Raw genomic sequence first — 15,866 nt, 5'->3', positions numbered from 1 at the left:
CGTAAAGTTGTCAGTAGGAAAAGAAATGGGAGGGAAACGGAATGAACAAGAAAAATCGCAAGCCAAAATGGTCCGTATTGACGCTGCTCGTCTCCACGTCTTTGCTTTTTGCAGGATGTGGACAAGGCTCCACCACTCCGGCAGCATCAGGTACAGACAAAGCGGGCAATCAGCCGGCAGCATCCACAACAACCGGGAGCGCGCCAACAAAAGAAGACAAGTCGAAGGGAGAGCCGCTCGTCGTCTATCTCAATGACTTCGATGAGATCATCGGCCCGATGTTTGAAAAAGAGACAGGCTACAAAGTCAAACTCGTCTCTGGCAACGGAGCAGAAATCATGTCGCGGATCGAAGCGGAAAAAGGCAATCCGCACTGGGATGTCGTCTGGATGGACGCGATGCCGTCGATTCACAAGCTGGGCAAAGACGGACAACTGCTCGAAGGCTGGACGCCGAATAACGCTGCGGGCTTGACAGACTTTGCGGCGAAGCTCGTTCCAGCGAACAAAACGTACTACCCGACAGGTGCACATGCAGCGGGTGTCATCATTGCCAATACGAAACAACTCCCGGCAGACAAAGCTCCGAAATCGTGGAACGATCTGGTCAAGCCGGAGTTTCAAAATATGGTCGGCATGGCGGACCCGGCGGTAGCTGCTCCAGCCTATCCGTTTGTCGCCTGGTTTTTCCAGCAGGAGGGCATGGACAAAGGCAAAGCTTACTTCGATCAGCTGCTGCAAAACGGCGCTCGCGTCTACCCGAAAAATCCGAATGTGGCAAAAGCTTTGACAGGGGGCGAGATCAAACTGGCAGCCCTGCAAGAAAGCAATGCCTACACGCTGAAAAACAAAAAAGAGCCTGTTGAAATCATCTGGCCAGAAGAAGGAGCGCCTGCATCTGTGCGCGTAGCCGGGATTCAGAAGGATACGAAAAACGTGGAAGCAGCGAAAGCGTTTATCGACTTCATTCTCGATCCGAAGGTCCAGCAGCAATTGATCGATCAGGGAGAAGAAAGCTACTTCGAGCCGTCCGCAAAAGGAGCCGTTGCCAAAAAAGACCGGGCTGCCAATGCCAAGCTGGTCGTCGCCGATCCAGAGTGGGCTTCCGAGCATGAAGCGGAAATCAAGCAATGGTTTGCCGACAAAGCGGTAAAGTAAAGCGATGAGATTGCTAGGGACATATGGAAACCGAATGGGCTGGCTCGTGCTGGCCATTCTCTTTTTCCTGATTTTATTGCCGCTTGCTGCTGTCATCATTCAAGTGTTGTTGCCCGGTGTGTTTTTCGGGCAGTGGAACATCGGGGATTTATCGCTGCTGCTGGACGTGTTCACCCGGCCGCTCTGGCTGGCTTCCTTGAAAAATTCCTTATACCTTGGCGTAGGAACGACGGTATTTGCGACAGCGCTCGGCTGCGTACTGGCTATCGTCCGTTCGCGCTGGTCGTTTCAAACGGCAAGGCTGCTCGATCTGGCGGTCTGGGTGTTGCTGATTACGCCATCGTTCATTTTGGCGCAAGGCTGGGTGATGTTTGCTGCGGCAGATGGTCTGGCGAACGCCTGGCTGGGCTGGACCTGGATCACAAGTCTCGTCTTTTCGCCAGAAGGTCTGGTTGTGGTGATGTCGCTCAGCAAATTCCCGCTCGCTTACTTGGCGATTGCGAGTGCGCTGGAATGGAAGGTGGACCGATTGGGAGAGGCAGCCAGATTGTGCGGCGGCTCGCTCTGGACGGTCTGGCGCACGGTGGAGCTGCCGTTATTGCTGCCTGCGATTTGTTCCGGGGCGCTGCTCGTGTTCATGGATACGATCGGCGACTTCGGCTTGCCGGCATCGATCGCTGCTGTCTTCCGTTTTCCGACGCTGCCGTATTCGATTTATTCGGCTCTGTACACGTCGCCCATCCGCTTTGACATGGCGGGAGTGCTGTCGTTTTACCTCGTGCTGCTGATTGTCGCTGCGATGAGCATTCAGTTTTATGTGATGCGCAAGGCGCGGTTTGATGTACTGTCCTCCCGGGCGACCAGACAGGAGCGCAAGACAACAAAGCGGGGCAGCCTGTGGCTGAATATCGGCTGCATCAGCTTTTTGCTGGTCGTCATCGGCATTCCGTTCGGGGCGAACCTGCTCATGTCCATCTCGGATACATCGAGCATGGATCAGGGCTTGCAAGGATTGACTCTGCGTCATTACGAAGAGCTGTTTGCCAATGGAGAGGCTTTGCTGGACGGCTTGCTGCATTCGCTTGGCATCGCCGCTACCGCAGGCATTATCGGACTGATCGTCGGATTTTTCGTCGCCTACGTGCTGACGTATTCGCCGTTCAAATACCGCAGGGCTGTCGACGTTATCTCGCTGGTCTCGCTGGCTGTACCTGGCGTTGTTCTCGGCATTGGCTATATTTTTGTCTGGAATCAGCGTTGGCTCGAACCGATCGGCTTGTTGCTGTACGGAACGCCGTGGATTCTCGCGCTGGCAAGTGTGGCAGGTGCCATCCCGATCATTACGCGGGTCATTGTCGGCGCGATGGCAAAAGTGCCGGGGCAGCTGCTGGCAGCTGCGCAAATGCAGGGAGCAAGCTTCGTCCAGCGCGTGAGGTGGATTTTGCTGCCGTTGATCCGCGGGGCGCTCGTCGCAGCAGGTTTGTCCGCTTTTGGCAGCAGTGTGTTTGATTTGGCGGCGACTTCGATTTTGTTCCCGCCTGATTTTATGACCTTGCCCGTCTTTATTAACAAGGCGTTTGAAGATCTGAAATTCGCTTACGCGGCGGCTTCGACCTTGATGGGCGGCGGTTTGGTCGTCCTGATCATCGTCATTGTCGAGCTGTTGTTTCAGCCGAAAAAATGGAAAGCTGGGAGAGATCATGCTTGAATCCGATACTGGAAGTTCGCGGAGTACACAAATCGTTTGGCAACTATGCTGCCCTGCGCGGAATTGATTTGTCCGTCCAAAAGGGAGAAATCATCAGCGTCCTGGGGCCATCCGGCTGCGGGAAGTCGACTTTGTTGCAAGTCATTGCCGGGCTGACGCAGCCAGATGCGGGAGAAGTGCAACTGCGAGGTGCGCAGGTCGCTTCGCCTACGCGACTGGTGCCCCCGGAAAAGCGCAATATCAACATGGTGTTTCAAGACTACGCCCTGTGGCCGCACATGACGGTCTACGAGAACATCGCTTATGGATTGCAGCGCAAAAAAGCGAAAGCGGATTACATAAAGGCCAAGATTGCCGAGCTTGTCAGCTTGCTGCGTCTCGAAGGACTGGAGCAACGCCTGCCGCCCCAGCTTTCAGGAGGCCAACAGCAGCGTGTGGCGATTGCTCGCGCGCTTGCCACAGAGCCGGATTTGCTTTTGCTGGATGAGCCGCTATCCAATCTCGACATGCGGCTGCGCATCCGCATGCGCACGGAAATGGCTTACTTGTTCCGCCGTCTGGGAACAACCGTCTTTCATGTGACACACGATCCGGATGAAGCGTTTGCCATGGCAGATCGGCTGGTCATCATGAGAGCGGGAGCGATCGATCAGATGGGAGCGCCGCAAGATTGCTACGAGCAGCCAGCGACACGCTCTGCCGCGTCTTTGCTGGGGGCCGGTAATCAGCTGACGGGCACGTTGCGCAAGGAAGCTGGCCGCGACATCGCGCTCATCGGAGAAGCGCTCGTCGAGGGTACAATACCCGCCGCAAAAGGAAGCGGGGATCGCGCTCATGTCCAGTCAGCGCTTGCAGACGGCGAGCAGATTGACCTTTTGTTTCGTCCCGAAGAAGCAGAGTGGGCGCAGCAGCCGGAGGCAAACAGTTTTCCAGTTCGCGTCGTGCACAGCACATACGAAGGCAATCGCTGGCGCATCCTCGGTGAAATCGGCGGAGGACAGACTTTGGCCTTTTTTCACGCGGAGCGACTGGAAAATACGGAACGTGGATACGTCTGCCTGAAGCCATCAGCCGCTTACTTGTTTCCTCATCTGGACGAAAGGTGAGCGAAGTCATGTCACGTATCCTTGCCATTTCAGACATTCACGGGCACGGTGCAGGGGCAAAGCAGCTTCTGGAGCTGGCCCAGTACGATCCGAAAGTCGATCGGCTGTTTCTGCTCGGCGACTATATCGACAAAAGCCCGGAGACGTGGGAGACGCTCTCTTTTGTGCAAGGGCTGCTGCAAGAAGGGGCGGCAGTCGTGCGGGGCAATCTGGAGCAATGGTTTCTCGACCAGCATGCGGCAGAAGAGCAGCCAGAGTCGATCAAGCAAGCCGTTGCCTTTGTCGCCGGATTGCCATTGTACATCGAGTACGGACCATACTTGTTCGTCCATGCGGGCATTCGCCCGGGAATCGCGCTCGCTGCCCAGCAGCAGGTCGATCTGCTTTCCATTCGCGAGGAGTTTTGGAACAGCTCGTCTCGCTACGAGTGGATCGTCGTCTTTGGTCACACTCCCACCTATCGCATGGGGGTTGCGCCGGGAGACATCTGGGCAGAAGCTGACCGGATCGGCATTGATACCGGGGCGAAGCACGGCGTCAGATTGACGCTGCTCGATCTCACTCACCACAAAAGCTATTCCTGCTCGACCGAGACAAAAGGGGTGTACACAGATTTTCGCACAGCGGACTGGTGCATCGAAAAGTAGGGTCATTGCCTGCGCGAAAAGCGGGCAGTGGCTTTTTTACGTGGGAAAACAGCCTGCAACGGCACGGCACACTAGGCAGCAGCTAGTGGCATCCTGATCACCTTAGCCGAGGAAGCAGTCGATTGAACAATCGCTCGACATAGCCAAAACCTATCCGCTCATAGCCAGCGGGGATTGGACTTTGCCTATCGACAGTGATAAAACAAGAATAAGCAAAATCAAGGGGGAACGGAACATGGAGTACACATTTTCGAAATCAGTAGATGCATTATCCTCCTCGGCTGTCCGGGAAATCTTGAAGCTGACCCAAGGCAATCAAGTGCTCTCGCTCGCAGGTGGCCTGCCAGCCGAGGATTCTTTTCCCATCCAGGAAATGCGCGAAGCGTTTAATCGGGCATTCGATCTGGGCGCGAAATCGTTGCAATACGGTTTGACAGACGGATATATCCCGCTTCGGGAGTGGGTAGCCTCACGAATGAAGCAAAAACATATGAACGTAGGCTTGGACAATATGCTGTTGACCACCGGCTCCCAGCAGGCCGTCGACTTACTGTGTCGAGTCTATTTGGATGAAGGCGACGTCGTGCTGGTAGAAAATCCAACGTATCTGGCTGCAGTCCAATTGTTCCAGTTCAGAGGGATTCGCGCCATTCCGGTGGAAGGTGATTCGGAAGGGATGGACCTGGAGGATCTGGCGAAAAAGATCGCGCAGTATCGTCCGAAAATGGTCTATGTCATTCCGACTTTTGCGAATCCTACGGGAAAAGTGTGGAGCCTCGAACGCCGCCAAGGCTTGCTCGCTCAGTGCAAAGCAAACAACATTCTCATTCTGGAGGACGATCCGTACGGCGAAATCCAGTTTGACGGCGAAGCTTCGTACCGCTCGATTTTCTCGCTCGACGAACATCCGACCAATTCCTGTGTCGTCTATACCAGCACGTTTTCCAAGATCGTTGCTCCTGGTCTGCGCACCGGATGGGCAATCGGCGACCAGCGCGTCATTTCGATGATGGTAAAAGCGAAGCAAGCCGTCGACCTCCAGTCCAGCACCATTGACCAGATCGCGCTGCACGAGTTGCTCTCCCGCTTCGATCTGGAAAGCCACATCGAAAAAATCCGCGCTTCCTACAAAGAGCGCATGGAATGGATGAACGAGCTTTTGCTCGCACAAAGCTGGGATGGCGTGCAGTGGGAAAAGCCGCGCGGAGGCATGTTCCTGTGGGTCAACTTGCCAGCCGATGTGGACGCAGAGAAGCTGTTGGCCCGCTCTGTACAAGAAGGCGTGGCATTCGTGCCAGGCAAGCCGTTTTACGCCGCCGAGCCGCAGCACAACACGATGCGCTTGAACTACACGCTGTTGAACCGCGAAGATACGCAGCTCGCCATCGCAAGACTCGGCAAAGCGTTTACAGAGTACAGCAAAAGTCTCGTGACGCAATAGCGTCCGGGGCGTGTAAGTGAAAAGCAAAAGGATGAAAAAAGACAATCATGCTGCTGAAAAGCTGATTGTCTTTTTTATTGTTAGGACAAGGACAAAGAAAGCTCTCTTTCGACCCGGTTCAGCCACTCATGGACAAGCTCTGTGAACAGCGTGGGCTGTTCGATTTGCAGATTGTGTCCAGCGCAATCGAGCGCGGCAAAAGAACTGCGTGGATAGTGAGGAAGCAAGCTCCATGCGTCCTGGTAGCCGACGACATGATCCTGCTTGCCTACGACGAACAATCCAGGATGGGGAAAAAGCTGCGTATCAAGCGGGAAAGAGAAGCCGTACGATGTTTTCAGTCGTTCTAAAAAGGGGAAGTCCGCGATGCTGTACCCGCTTATAATCTCTGTTTTGTAGCGGTCCCATGTCTCTTCTGTGGCGACCACAGCCATGGCTTCGAACTCGGCGCGCTCCGACTCTGTCAGCTTGTCCCACAGGCTTTGCTCTTCTACCAAAATGACTTTGTCTGGCAGCGTGCGCTGGCTCATTTTGGGGAAAACACTCGGGCAGATGAACAGGGCGCCTTTGACTTGCTCTCTGCGCTTTTCGATGACTCCACGCGCCAAATAACCTCCGTACGACTCAGCAGCGAGGAGGAACGGTTCGCCTGGCAGTTCACGATCAATCCAGTGCAGAACAGCCTCTAGCATGTCGTCCGTATTTTGCACGCTGTCGTAATTTTTCGTCTTTCCCATACCGGGCAGGTCGATATAGAGTCGGCGAAAACCTTCGCGCTCAGCAAAAACAGGCTCCATGCAGCCTTTCATGACGTGATGATCGAGCGAAAAACCGTGAAGCATGACAATCGGAACGCCGGAACCGATTTGTTCTTGAAAAAAGTCAATGTTGTGCAGTGACTGAATCATACTGGCTAGCACCTCTCCCGCCGATTTTGCGTTCCATAACTAAAAAAGGAACGTTTGTTCTTATTTTAATCTAAGATCTGGAAAAAGAAAGAGGGAAATAGAAAAATATGAGAAAAAGCCATAAAAAAACGTATCCAAGCGATCAGATCGAATGGATACGTTTTTCGTGTTGGCCGGGATGGTTTGTTTGCGCCATCCGAGGCTGTTTATTCTTCTGTTTCTTCCAATGTGCAGATGGCGCTAGGGCGCTTGATGCGCAGCACTACGCACTCGTATACACGGAACAGGCTGTTCATTTGCTCGTCTCCGAGGAAAGCGGAGTCGAAGTCTTCGGCAATCGCCAGATCGAGGTTGTGGCGGCCTGTAGCCACCAGCACGCCGGAGCGTCCCTTGATCGTAGGCGATTGGTATACGCCGTCTGTCACCAGGTTGCGCACATGCTCGATCTCCAGCACGTTAGTGCCTTTGTGTACGCGGTGCAGGAGGGAGTACAGCTCGGGGGACACGACCAGCGCATAAGGACCGCTGTGACCCATTTTCAAGAGCTTGTTGCGCGCTTCCACGATGTCAGCGAACGCATTGCCGGATTCCATCCAGTCGCTCTTCAGGTGCGTGAGGCGGCCTTTTACATTCATCAGACCAGGCAGATCAAACTCAGCCGCTCCGTTGAAGATCAGGTCGTCTTCCATCAGCGCACCGCCAGCAGCGGCGTTTGCAGCGGCACTCATGTCAAGCGGCATGCCCAGTGTGCGAGCTTGCGCGACATCGCGCCAGTAAAGCATGAAATCTTTGTAAAGAATCGGGATTGTCATGCTTACGCGGCGGCTAGGCTGTGTCATTTCCAGCGATTCGCCGCGCAAGGACAGACCGCCGAAGCGCGATTCATCGTATACGTCATTGGTGATCGTCTGGATACCTTCACCGAGCGGGCCGTAAATATCGATAAAGCGACGTCCCACGAGTTGACGGCGGGCCATGTCGACTACAGTAGCGTCCAGCTGGCTCCATTCTTCATTGGTTAATGGAGAGTCTGGGTATTTGCGAAGCTTGTCCATAGCGTAACCTCCAGGTCATATAAGATCGGTGTTTCCTTAATGTCCTTTCAAACTTCCAACAGTAAGCCCCTTTTTGCCAGGAGCGGCAGTCTTGGCAGGAGCCGCGTGTTTGATGACGGAAGCAACACCGTGAGCAGCCGTTGCAGAAGCTTTCAGGTGATCCACCTGATGAATATCGTGGCCTTCATCGTGGTCGGTCAGGTCAGGATGGGACCCGTCAGAGAACCGTCCGCTGAGCGAAGCCATGATTTCTTTTACTTGCAAGTAGTCGGCGTGAGTTTTTTCGCGCATGCCGTCCAATGTCGTGCGGGTTTCGTCATCTTGAAACTCGTACAGGGAAAGCTCCAGATGCTCGCGGAAATTGTGCAGGCCAAACCGCTCCAGGTTAACATCCGACAGCAACTGAGAAAGCTCGCGGTCGCTCAGTTGGGCAAGCGATTCTTTTCCGGATACGTTTTCCAGGTAAGGAACCAGTTCCTGGAGACGTCCCATGCGCTGTTCTTCTTCTTCCAAAATGTGATGGTAGTACAAGCGGGTGTGCTCGTCCTGTGCAGCGTCGATAATCGGCTGGATGATGCCCATGAAACGATTGATGTAACCTCTGGTGCGATCAAAAATGGCGTGCAGCTGTGTAATTTCTTGCACCCTCCGCCACCTCCTCATTCACGATCTATTTGTTCATTATACAGTTGGAAAAATGAACCGGGCAATACATATGTAGATTTTCGGCGTTTTCTGTTAATAAATGGCACGTTTTGCCGGGAGCACATCGCCTCAAGCCACGCCACGACTGAGGTGGATACGTTTAGTTTTGGATTTTTACAAAAAAGTTATCATGGAGAGTATTGTCAAAGCTAATTGGGAATGATAATATTTATCAATAAGAGTGATATTCATTATCAATTAGAAAACAGAGAACCAGAACATACATCGACACTCACCCATTTTAAGGAGGAAAACATTATGTCATCCATTTTAGTCATTGGCGGAGATCGCCTTGGTAATATCGTAGATTTGCTGCACGGACAAGGGTTTAAAGATATTCATCACGTAACGGGGCGCAAAAGCTCCCAAACAGGCGTAAAAATTCCTGCGGGCATTCATATGATTCTCGTTTTGACCGACTTCGTCAATCACAACCTCGCGAAAACCGTGAAAAACCAGGCGAAGGATCGTGAGCTGCCAATCGTATTCTGCAAGCGCTCGTGTTCGGCGATTGCCAAAGCTTTCGATTTGACGGCGTAAATACATACCCGTTCAGGTGGACAGACTAACGCATGAGTCTGATACCAACGGAGGAATGGCGCATGGAGCAAAATCGTTTAAGCGAACTGCCTATTGCGCAGCTGACGGCCGTGCAGCTGCAACAGTTGAAACAGGCAGAGGAACAACTCAATTCAGAAGGCGAGAATGTGTACCTGATCGCATTTGAGAAGCAATCCCCGTCATCGTAGACGGGGTTTTTTTATTTTCCCAATATCTGCTTCTCCGCTTATTTGAAAACATACTGCTCAAGCTGCGTTTTCAGTGCGTCAATCCCGATGGCAAAGCCCAGGCATTGGCTGGACTGGATGATAAAGGCGTTCAGCCCCACGACCTCGCCATTCAGATTGATAAGTGGCCCACCACTGTTGCCGGGGTTGATGGCGGCATCGGTTTGGAAAATCTCTTCATACATTCGTTTTGCCACCTGGAGGCGACGGTTTTTTGCGCTGATAATTCCGGCGGTTACAGAATTTTCCAATCCGAGCGGGGAACCGCCTGTGTACATAGCGACAAAAACTACAAAAAGACCAGTTGTTGCAACTGAATCGTCCGGCCGTGTGCGTTCCTGCCGGGAGCTTCGGTTGCTTCCACGCGTTTGACGAGTGCCGTCATGAGCATGCGGCGCTCTTCATCGCTGGCATGTGACCAGAGGAGCGGCCAATTGGTCAGCTGGTTGTAGGGCGGGAAGGCAGCTCTGGCAAAAGACGGAGGTGGATCAGGGAACAGAGCGTCAGCTTCTTTGGCGAGGGCAGCGATTTTCAGCCGAAATGCTTCGAGGGTGAGCAGTCCTTCCTCGTAAGCTGCTTCCCAGCGCCGCAATTTGAGCGCTCGCCTCTGTTCCCGCGCTTCTGCATCTGCAAAAGGGACCACGGAAGAAAGCGAGGCCCGGACTTCTTCCAAAGCAGCACGCGCTTCGTGCGAATAGCTCATCAGCTCGGAGAGGATGGCCTGCTCCAGACGGTCTTCCCGGATGGCAGGGGCGTCGCAGCGGCCAGCCTGCTTGTTTTTGCATACATAATAACGATGGACGTAACGTTTTCCCGCGCTCTTGGTGTTGGCTGTCTTGCCGCGCATGGGGGAGTGGCACAGGGAGCAGTAGAGCAAACCGGAAAAGCAAAAGGTGGAGCCAAGGACACGCGGGTGGAGCGAGCTGCGCGCAGCCATTTTTTGCTGAATGCGCATGAAAAGGTCTTTGTCGATAATCGCCGGATGGGCGGCCTCTTCCACGATCCATTGATCAGGCGAGTTTTGGCGCTGAAGCCCGTCGGTGTAATTCCAGCGCAGCGCCCCGTGATACACCGGATTTTTCAGCAGGCGCAGGACAGAACTTGCCCCCCAGCTTGCGCCGTTTTTCCCGCGAAGTCCTTGGCGATTTGCCCACTCCGCAATCTGCCGCGGCGACTCGCCTTTCTCATAGCGCTCAAACATTTCGCGGACGCCAGCCGCCTCCACATGCTGAATGGTCAACGCCCCGTCCACCAGCTCGTAGCCAAAAGGCGGGGGGCCGCCTGGCCGTTTTCGTTCCTTCGCCATCTGCTCCATGCCGAGCTTGACTCGCTCCGCCAAATTTTCCCGCTCCCACTGGGCGAGCGCCGCCACCAGCGTAATGAACAGTCGGCCGATGGCGGTAGTCGTATCGTACACCTCTGTGCAGCTTTTGAAGCGCACGTCATACTTTTCAAACTCCTGGAGAAGCCGATACAGATCCAGCACAGAGCGGGTGAGGCGATCGAGACGATAGACGAGGACGACATCGGTCTTCCCTTCGCGGATATCTTTCAGCATCCGTTTCAGTTCAGGGCGGTTCGTATCTTTGGCGCTCACGCCTTCTTCCGCGTAGATGGCGGCAACCTCCCACCCTTGTGAGTGGACGTAAGCCAACAGTTTTTCCCGCTGGGCCGGGATTGAAAATCCTTCACGTGCCTGGTCTTCGGTGCTGACGCGCATGTAGACAGCCGTTCGCATCGGATTTCCTCCCATCAACTGAGGTTGCTAGAGTCTACAGCAAAATAGCGCTTTGTATGCCTGGACAGATTGGAAAACTTGGATTTTTTGCGCACAAAAAAACCCCGCTTATCCTGATTGGACAAGTGGGGCTGCGCTACATCCATTTTTGTCCCCATTCGTGAATGGATTCAATGACTGGACGCAGATCTCTTCCTTTTTCTGTCAATTCATACTCGATGCGCACAGGAATTTCCGGGTATACTTTTCGTTCCAAAATTCCCAGCTCCTCCAGTTCCTTCAGTCGCTCCGAAAGCATTTTGTCGCTCATGTGCGGAACCATCTCGCGAATATCTTTGAAGCGAACAGCGCCGCGAAGCAAAACGTGGATGATCAAACCTGTCCAGCGCTTGCCGAGGACATTGATGGCGCATTCGTACTTGGGACACATGTGCTCGCCAGCAAATTCTTGACTCATGTTGGTGTCACCTCTATACAGCATGGTTATGTTAACGCTTATTGTAGCAGATAAACTTGAAAAAAGTAAGTAACGAAGTGTTTGGCATGTGCTTATCTATGTTTGCCATACCGGGGCGGGGTTATGCTGGAAATAGGATTGTCCGCACGAGCCAAGCCCGTTTCCGGCAAAAATCGTTTCACAGGCAGGCACATGCACATAGACTGTGGCGAACGATACGAGAAGAAGAGGGTGTTAGGATGCTTCCAAAACCGGTGATCGGGATTTTGACCTGGCGCCAGGGGCAGCGCTTTGGCGAGCCGGACTACTTGCGCAAGCTGGTGCTGGCAGGGCAGAAGCTGGGGGCGGAAATTTACCTGTTTTCGCATCAGGACGTAAACATGAAGGAAAAAAAGATCAAAGGCTTTCTTCCCAAAGCAGGCGGCGGCTGGAGCAGCAGATGGTTTCCGTGGCCGCAGGTCGTCATCGACCGCTATCGGCGGCGTGTCCCCGAGTACATTCGGCTGCGAAACAGCGACCTGCTTTTCTTTGCCAACAGCCCGTTCAGCAAAAAGTGGCGGGTCACCCAGCTTTTGGCCAAGGACAGGCGGGTGATGCACTGGATTCCGGAAACACACTTGTACGAAAAAAAGCGAGTTGCAACCATGCTGAGCAAATATCCACTCGTGTACGTCAAGCCGGGGAACGGCTCCGGAGGGAAAAGCATTTTGCGGATATCGGCCAAGGGCAAAGAATTTAGCCTCTCCGGGCGCGACAAGCAATATCAGACGCACACTGCCAAGCTGGACAGCGTCAGTGCCGTGGAGAACTGGGTTGGCCGCTGGGTAGTCGAGCAGCAGATTGCAGATGGCAATTTTCTCGTGCAGCAAGGGATCGATCTCGGATTGATTCCGAATCATGTGGCAGATGTGCGCGTGCTCATCCAAAAGGATCAGGCAGGGGAGTGGAGGGTGACTGGCTCCGGAGTACGGATCGGGGAGGCTGGCAGCTCTACCTCCAATTTGCACGGCGGAGGGCGCGCTGTTTCCTTTGAAGGGTTGATCGAGCAGCGATTCGGCAAGAGACAAGCACAGCTGATCACGAAGGAGTGTCACTCGCTTGCCCATGAGGTGGCGAAGACGCTGGAGGATTACTTTGGACGAATGATGGAGTTCGGGCTGGATATCGGTGTCGCTGTAGACGGGAGCGTCTGGCTGATCGAGGTCAATCCGAAACCGGGGCGGGAAGTATTTCGCCAAATGGGGGATATGGTCACGTACGCCAAGGCGATCGAGCGGCCTGTGCAGTTCGCTCTCCATCTCGCCCGCAAGAGACAGACCGGGGATGTTGGGCAGAGGGAACAACGTGTCAGAGTCTGAAAGAAGCTTGGTTTTTGTTCCTTTGGAAGCAAGCGGGGAACCGACACTGATGACCCATTCACCAACCTTGGTGTGTGAAGAGTTTCCGAGTGCCAAAGGATAAAGCTTGCAGTCCGCGTCGATTTTGATAACAGCATAGTCCCTGACTCGATCGGCAATGATGCGTTTGGCTTCAAATACTTTGCCGTTGTACAGCTTGACAAAAATGTTTTTCGATTTGCCGATGACGTGCTCGCTGGTCAAAATATAGCCTCTCGGGTGGAAGATAAAACCGGAGCCGAAACTGCGCTCGGTAGGCGGTGACGAAGTATTATCATCCTGGTCGATGAGACTGCGAATCAGAGAATCGACGTCTTTAGCTAGGGGAGCGTCTTCCGTGACGATGGAAACGACTCCCTCCTGTACGCGCTCTACAATAGGGACAAAAAAATTGAACGGGTGCAGACTGCTGCTGCTCACAGGGTACTTTACTCGCGTATATTGGGACCATTTTTTACTTTTCACCAATCTCTCCCCCTACAGCAGTTAGGTATATATCATCTTATGGAGGGGCGAAAGGGAAGGGACGCCCAATTTGAGCGCGGCGTTTGTTATATCATTATTTTTGATTGATATAATAAAGAAATAGCATTGGTATAATTATTAGAATCGAATTATAATACATGTAGTTAGAGAATATTTTGAACATAAAGGCTTAGCAGATGGATATTCACTTCTGTCTGAAAAAAGGCAATTGTCTGCTTTGTCGCTAGAGAGAGAAAAAGAAAGATAATGGAGGATGCGAAGAGATGGATGTTAAAACGATCATACTCGGCTTTTTGAGCTATGGAGAAATGAGTGGGTACGATATCAAGCAGGCGTTTTCCAACAGCATCGGCTTTTTCTACGATGCCAGCTTTGGCGCGATCTACCCCGCACTGCGCAAGCTGGAAGAGGAAGGACTGGTCACCAAGCAAGAGGTCATCCAGTCTGGAAAGCCGAACAAAATTTTGTATCAGATTACAGAGCAGGGCAAGGATACGTTCCGTCAAGAAATCCAGACGCCGATTTTGCCTCCTGTGCTGCGCTCTGACATGCTGGTGAAAATTTTCTTTGGCAAGAGCCGTTCCCCCGAGGAGCAAAAGGACATGCTGGAGAGCTGTTTGAACCTTCAGCGCCAAATGCTTCAACAAAGCCGAGCCTCATTCAAGAAGCTGGAGCTGCATTTTGACGAATATCAGCGCTTTTGCTGGGAATATACGATCCATCATCTGGAGTCGACGATTTCCTTTTTGGAGCACAAAATGCCCTCGCTAGCCAAACAACCAGCATTGTCTGCTTCCATCTGAGCAGGGATTTGACCAATTGGGTTGAACACGCATGCAAGAAGGCTTCGCCGCAATAAAGTGGCGAAGCCTTCTTTTTGTTTACTTCAGGTTTTCCGGGTTGAGGCACTCCAGCTCTGGCACGACAAAACGTCCGTCTTTGCGGATCAGGCGGTCGTCAAACCAGATTTCCCCTCCGCCCCACTCAGGGCGTTGAATCATGACGAGATCCCAGTGGATGGACGACTTGTTGCCGTTGAACGCATCGTCATAGGCTTGTCCAGGCGTGAAGTGGAAGCTGCCGTCGATTTTCTCATCGAACAAAATGTCTTTCATCGGATTTTGGATGTAAGGATTGACCCCGATCGCAAATTCGCCGACGTAGCGGGCGCCTTCGTCTGTGTCGAACACTTCGTTGATTTTCGTCGTGTCGTTGGCAGTCGCTTCGATAATTTTGCCATCCTTGAAGGTCAGCTTGATGTTGTCATAAGTGAAGCCTTGGTATGGGGATGGCGTGTTGTACGAGATCGTGCCGTTGACGGAATCGCGCACTGGGGCTGTAAATACTTCCCCGTCCGGGATGTTGGCTTCTCCGGCGCATTTGATGGCAGGGATGCCTTTGATCGAGAAGGACAGGTCGGTGCCAGGCCCTGTGATGCGCACCTTGTCGGTTTTTTCCATCAGCTCGACGAGGCTGTCCATCGCCTTGTCCATTTTGCCGTAGTCGAGCGTGCACACTTGGAAGTAGAAATCTTCAAAAGCGGCTGTACTCATGTTGGCCAGTTGAGCCATGGAAGCGTTCGGGTAGCGAAGCACAACCCATCTGGTTTCAGGCACGCGCACGTCCAGTACAGGGCGGGCGAACAGCTTGGAGTACATTTGCATTTTGTCGCCCGGCACGTCAGCCAGCTCGCTGATGTTGTCGCCGCCACGGATACCGATGTAGCAATCCATTTGCTTCATAAAGGAGACGTCAGCTTCACGCATGATGCCGAGCTGGTCTTCGTTGACACCGAGAAGCAGTTCGCGCTGAATGCTTTGGTCAATCAGTTGAACGTAAGGATTGCCTCCCGCTGCGTAAACTTTGGCAATTACGGCTTTCGTCAAGTCAGTCACATCGCCGATGGAGTAGATTAAAACGTTTTCACCTTTTTGTACTTTGGTGGAGTAGTTGACGAGGACGTCAGCTAATTGCTCAATACGTGGATCTTTCATAGGAAGGGGATCCCTCGCTTTCCATATCATATCAGTATGTATTGTACACAAATCGGATAGAAAAAAGCTACCCATACCAGGGTAGCGTGCGGAGGAAACGCGTTTACAGGATTCGGTTCTTCATGTATATGCAGGGTCCTGCGCCAATATGGCTATGTCAATCGCAGCCGCAGCCGATGATGACCAACAGGATAAAAAGAATCAACACTAAGGTGAAATCATCGAGGTCTCCATTGAAAATGCTACTCATAGGATGAACATCCTCCTTGTTGTGTGTTA

The 15,866-nt window shown here is 52.9% G+C and carries 17 protein-coding genes and 1 pseudogene; 9 read left to right on the top strand and 9 right to left on the bottom strand.

Annotation, left to right across the window (positions count from 1 at the left end; translation table 11 throughout):
* The first annotated feature begins 41 nt into the window (after positions 1 to 41).
* The 5 genes from HP435_RS20180 to HP435_RS20160 all read left to right on the top strand — a co-directional run bounded on the left by HP435_RS20180 (position 42) and on the right by HP435_RS20160 (position 6,059).
* Complete coding sequence (locus HP435_RS20180) at positions 42 to 1,157, top strand: extracellular solute-binding protein (RefSeq protein WP_122964000.1); 1,116 nt, start codon at positions 42 to 44, stop codon at positions 1,155 to 1,157.
* 4 nt (positions 1,158 to 1,161) lie between these two features.
* On the top strand, positions 1,162 to 2,865 hold the full coding sequence (locus HP435_RS20175; protein ID WP_173600193.1) for an ABC transporter permease: 1,704 nt from the start codon (positions 1,162 to 1,164) through the stop codon (positions 2,863 to 2,865).
* On the top strand, positions 2,862 to 3,971 hold the full coding sequence (locus tag HP435_RS20170; protein WP_173600192.1) for an ABC transporter ATP-binding protein: 1,110 nt from the start codon (positions 2,862 to 2,864) through the stop codon (positions 3,969 to 3,971). Before HP435_RS20175 ends, HP435_RS20170 begins: the two co-directional genes overlap by 4 nt.
* Positions 3,972 to 3,979: 8 nt before the next feature.
* A complete protein-coding gene (locus HP435_RS20165; protein ID WP_173600191.1) occupies positions 3,980 to 4,618 on the top strand; it encodes a metallophosphoesterase in 639 nt (212 codons plus the stop codon).
* A gap of 235 nt (positions 4,619 to 4,853) precedes the next feature.
* Positions 4,854 to 6,059, top strand: a complete 1,206-nt coding sequence (locus tag HP435_RS20160) for an aminotransferase-like domain-containing protein (protein WP_122964004.1) — start codon at positions 4,854 to 4,856, stop codon at positions 6,057 to 6,059.
* A gap of 80 nt (positions 6,060 to 6,139) precedes the next feature.
* Here HP435_RS20160 and HP435_RS20155 read toward each other — a convergent pair whose 3' ends face one another.
* The 3 genes from HP435_RS20155 to HP435_RS20145 all read right to left on the bottom strand — a co-directional run bounded on the left by HP435_RS20155 (position 6,140) and on the right by HP435_RS20145 (position 8,667).
* The gene (locus HP435_RS20155; protein WP_173596900.1) at positions 6,140 to 6,967 is read right to left on the bottom strand and encodes an alpha/beta fold hydrolase; all 828 of its coding nucleotides are present in this window, start codon (positions 6,965 to 6,967) and stop codon (positions 6,140 to 6,142) included.
* Positions 6,968 to 7,173: 206 nt separating this feature from the next.
* Positions 7,174 to 8,022: a family 1 encapsulin nanocompartment shell protein gene (locus HP435_RS20150; protein WP_063228109.1), complete on the bottom strand. Its 849-nt coding sequence runs from the start codon at positions 8,020 to 8,022 to the stop codon at positions 7,174 to 7,176.
* A gap of 36 nt (positions 8,023 to 8,058) precedes the next feature.
* A complete protein-coding gene (locus tag HP435_RS20145; RefSeq protein WP_122964006.1) occupies positions 8,059 to 8,667 on the bottom strand; it encodes an IMEF encapsulin system ferritin-like cargo protein in 609 nt (202 codons plus the stop codon).
* Between the two features lie 318 nt (positions 8,668 to 8,985).
* On the opposite strand from HP435_RS20145, the gene HP435_RS20140 reads away from it, so the two are divergent.
* Positions 8,986 to 9,267 (top strand): DUF2325 domain-containing protein, encoded by a 282-nt coding sequence (locus HP435_RS20140; RefSeq protein ID WP_005828113.1) that lies wholly within the window; start codon positions 8,986 to 8,988, stop codon positions 9,265 to 9,267.
* A 32-nt stretch (positions 9,268 to 9,299) separates the two neighbouring features.
* On the top strand, positions 9,300 to 9,476 hold the full coding sequence (locus tag HP435_RS20135) for a hypothetical protein (protein WP_157128119.1): 177 nt from the start codon (positions 9,300 to 9,302) through the stop codon (positions 9,474 to 9,476).
* Positions 9,477 to 9,514: 38 nt separating this feature from the next.
* On the opposite strand, the gene HP435_RS20130 is transcribed toward HP435_RS20135, so the two are convergent.
* From HP435_RS20130 to HP435_RS20120, 3 genes are all read right to left on the bottom strand, one after another.
* Positions 9,515 to 9,793: a S1C family serine protease gene (locus HP435_RS20130; RefSeq protein ID WP_122964007.1), complete on the bottom strand. Its 279-nt coding sequence runs from the start codon at positions 9,791 to 9,793 to the stop codon at positions 9,515 to 9,517.
* An 11-nt stretch (positions 9,794 to 9,804) separates the two neighbouring features.
* Entirely contained in the window at positions 9,805 to 11,253 is a 1,449-nt protein-coding gene (locus HP435_RS20125; protein ID WP_173600233.1) for a recombinase family protein, read from the bottom strand.
* Between the two features lie 136 nt (positions 11,254 to 11,389).
* Positions 11,390 to 11,710, bottom strand: coding sequence for a winged helix-turn-helix transcriptional regulator (locus HP435_RS20120; RefSeq protein ID WP_005828119.1), 321 nt, complete (start codon positions 11,708 to 11,710; stop codon positions 11,390 to 11,392).
* A gap of 239 nt (positions 11,711 to 11,949) precedes the next feature.
* Between HP435_RS20120 and HP435_RS20115 the strand changes: the two genes are divergently transcribed.
* Entirely contained in the window at positions 11,950 to 13,068 is a 1,119-nt protein-coding gene (locus HP435_RS20115) for a YheC/YheD family endospore coat-associated protein (protein WP_122964009.1), read from the top strand.
* 78 nt (positions 13,069 to 13,146) lie between these two features.
* Here HP435_RS20115 and HP435_RS20110 read toward each other — a convergent pair.
* Positions 13,147 to 13,527, bottom strand: a pseudogene (locus tag HP435_RS20110) (trypsin-like peptidase domain-containing protein); the annotation flags it as partial.
* 329 nt (positions 13,528 to 13,856) lie between these two features.
* On the opposite strand from HP435_RS20110, the gene HP435_RS20105 reads away from it, so the two are divergent.
* Positions 13,857 to 14,396 (top strand): PadR family transcriptional regulator, encoded by a 540-nt coding sequence (locus HP435_RS20105; protein WP_122964010.1) that lies wholly within the window; start codon positions 13,857 to 13,859, stop codon positions 14,394 to 14,396.
* Positions 14,397 to 14,474: 78 nt separating this feature from the next.
* Here the strand turns inward: HP435_RS20105 and HP435_RS20100 are convergent, their stop codons facing one another.
* Positions 14,475 to 15,587 carry an aminopeptidase gene (locus HP435_RS20100; protein WP_173599886.1) on the bottom strand — a complete coding sequence of 371 codons (1,113 nt, stop codon included), beginning with the start codon at positions 15,585 to 15,587 and terminating at the stop codon, positions 14,475 to 14,477.
* A 157-nt stretch (positions 15,588 to 15,744) separates the two neighbouring features.
* The gene (locus tag HP435_RS29295) at positions 15,745 to 15,837 is read right to left on the bottom strand and encodes a YjcZ family sporulation protein (RefSeq protein WP_007783189.1); all 93 of its coding nucleotides are present in this window, start codon (positions 15,835 to 15,837) and stop codon (positions 15,745 to 15,747) included.
* Between the last annotated feature and the right edge of the window lie 29 nt (positions 15,838 to 15,866).

Source organism: Brevibacillus sp. HD3.3A, from assembly GCF_013284375.2.
Lineage (GTDB): Bacteria > Bacillota > Bacilli > Brevibacillales > Brevibacillaceae > Brevibacillus > Brevibacillus parabrevis.
This window is presented reverse-complemented; position numbering and strand designations above follow the sequence as displayed.

Excerpts from the sequence above, each read along its gene's own strand:
- HP435_RS20180 (WP_122964000.1), top strand. The coding sequence starts at position 42 with ATGAACAAGAAAAATCGCAAGCCAAAATGGTCCGTATTGACGCTGCTC.
- HP435_RS20175 (WP_173600193.1), top strand. The coding sequence starts at position 1,162 with ATGAGATTGCTAGGGACATATGGAAACCGAATGGGCTGGCTCGTGCTG.
- HP435_RS20165 (WP_173600191.1), top strand. The coding sequence starts at position 3,980 with ATGTCACGTATCCTTGCCATTTCAGACATTCACGGGCACGGTGCAGGG.
- HP435_RS20160 (WP_122964004.1), top strand. The coding sequence starts at position 4,854 with ATGGAGTACACATTTTCGAAATCAGTAGATGCATTATCCTCCTCGGCT.
- HP435_RS20155 (WP_173596900.1), bottom strand. The coding sequence starts at position 6,967 with ATGATTCAGTCACTGCACAACATTGACTTTTTTCAAGAACAAATCGGT.
- HP435_RS20150 (WP_063228109.1), bottom strand. The coding sequence starts at position 8,022 with ATGGACAAGCTTCGCAAATACCCAGACTCTCCATTAACCAATGAAGAA.
- HP435_RS20140 (WP_005828113.1), top strand. The coding sequence starts at position 8,986 with ATGTCATCCATTTTAGTCATTGGCGGAGATCGCCTTGGTAATATCGTA.
- HP435_RS20135 (WP_157128119.1), top strand. The coding sequence starts at position 9,300 with ATGAGTCTGATACCAACGGAGGAATGGCGCATGGAGCAAAATCGTTTA.
- HP435_RS20130 (WP_122964007.1), bottom strand. The coding sequence starts at position 9,793 with ATGTACACAGGCGGTTCCCCGCTCGGATTGGAAAATTCTGTAACCGCC.
- HP435_RS20125 (WP_173600233.1), bottom strand. The coding sequence starts at position 11,253 with ATGCGAACGGCTGTCTACATGCGCGTCAGCACCGAAGACCAGGCACGT.
- HP435_RS20120 (WP_005828119.1), bottom strand. The coding sequence starts at position 11,710 with ATGAGTCAAGAATTTGCTGGCGAGCACATGTGTCCCAAGTACGAATGC.
- HP435_RS20115 (WP_122964009.1), top strand. The coding sequence starts at position 11,950 with ATGCTTCCAAAACCGGTGATCGGGATTTTGACCTGGCGCCAGGGGCAG.
- HP435_RS20105 (WP_122964010.1), top strand. The coding sequence starts at position 13,857 with ATGGATGTTAAAACGATCATACTCGGCTTTTTGAGCTATGGAGAAATG.
- HP435_RS20100 (WP_173599886.1), bottom strand. The coding sequence starts at position 15,587 with ATGAAAGATCCACGTATTGAGCAATTAGCTGACGTCCTCGTCAACTAC.
- HP435_RS29295 (WP_007783189.1), bottom strand. The coding sequence starts at position 15,837 with ATGAGTAGCATTTTCAATGGAGACCTCGATGATTTCACCTTAGTGTTG.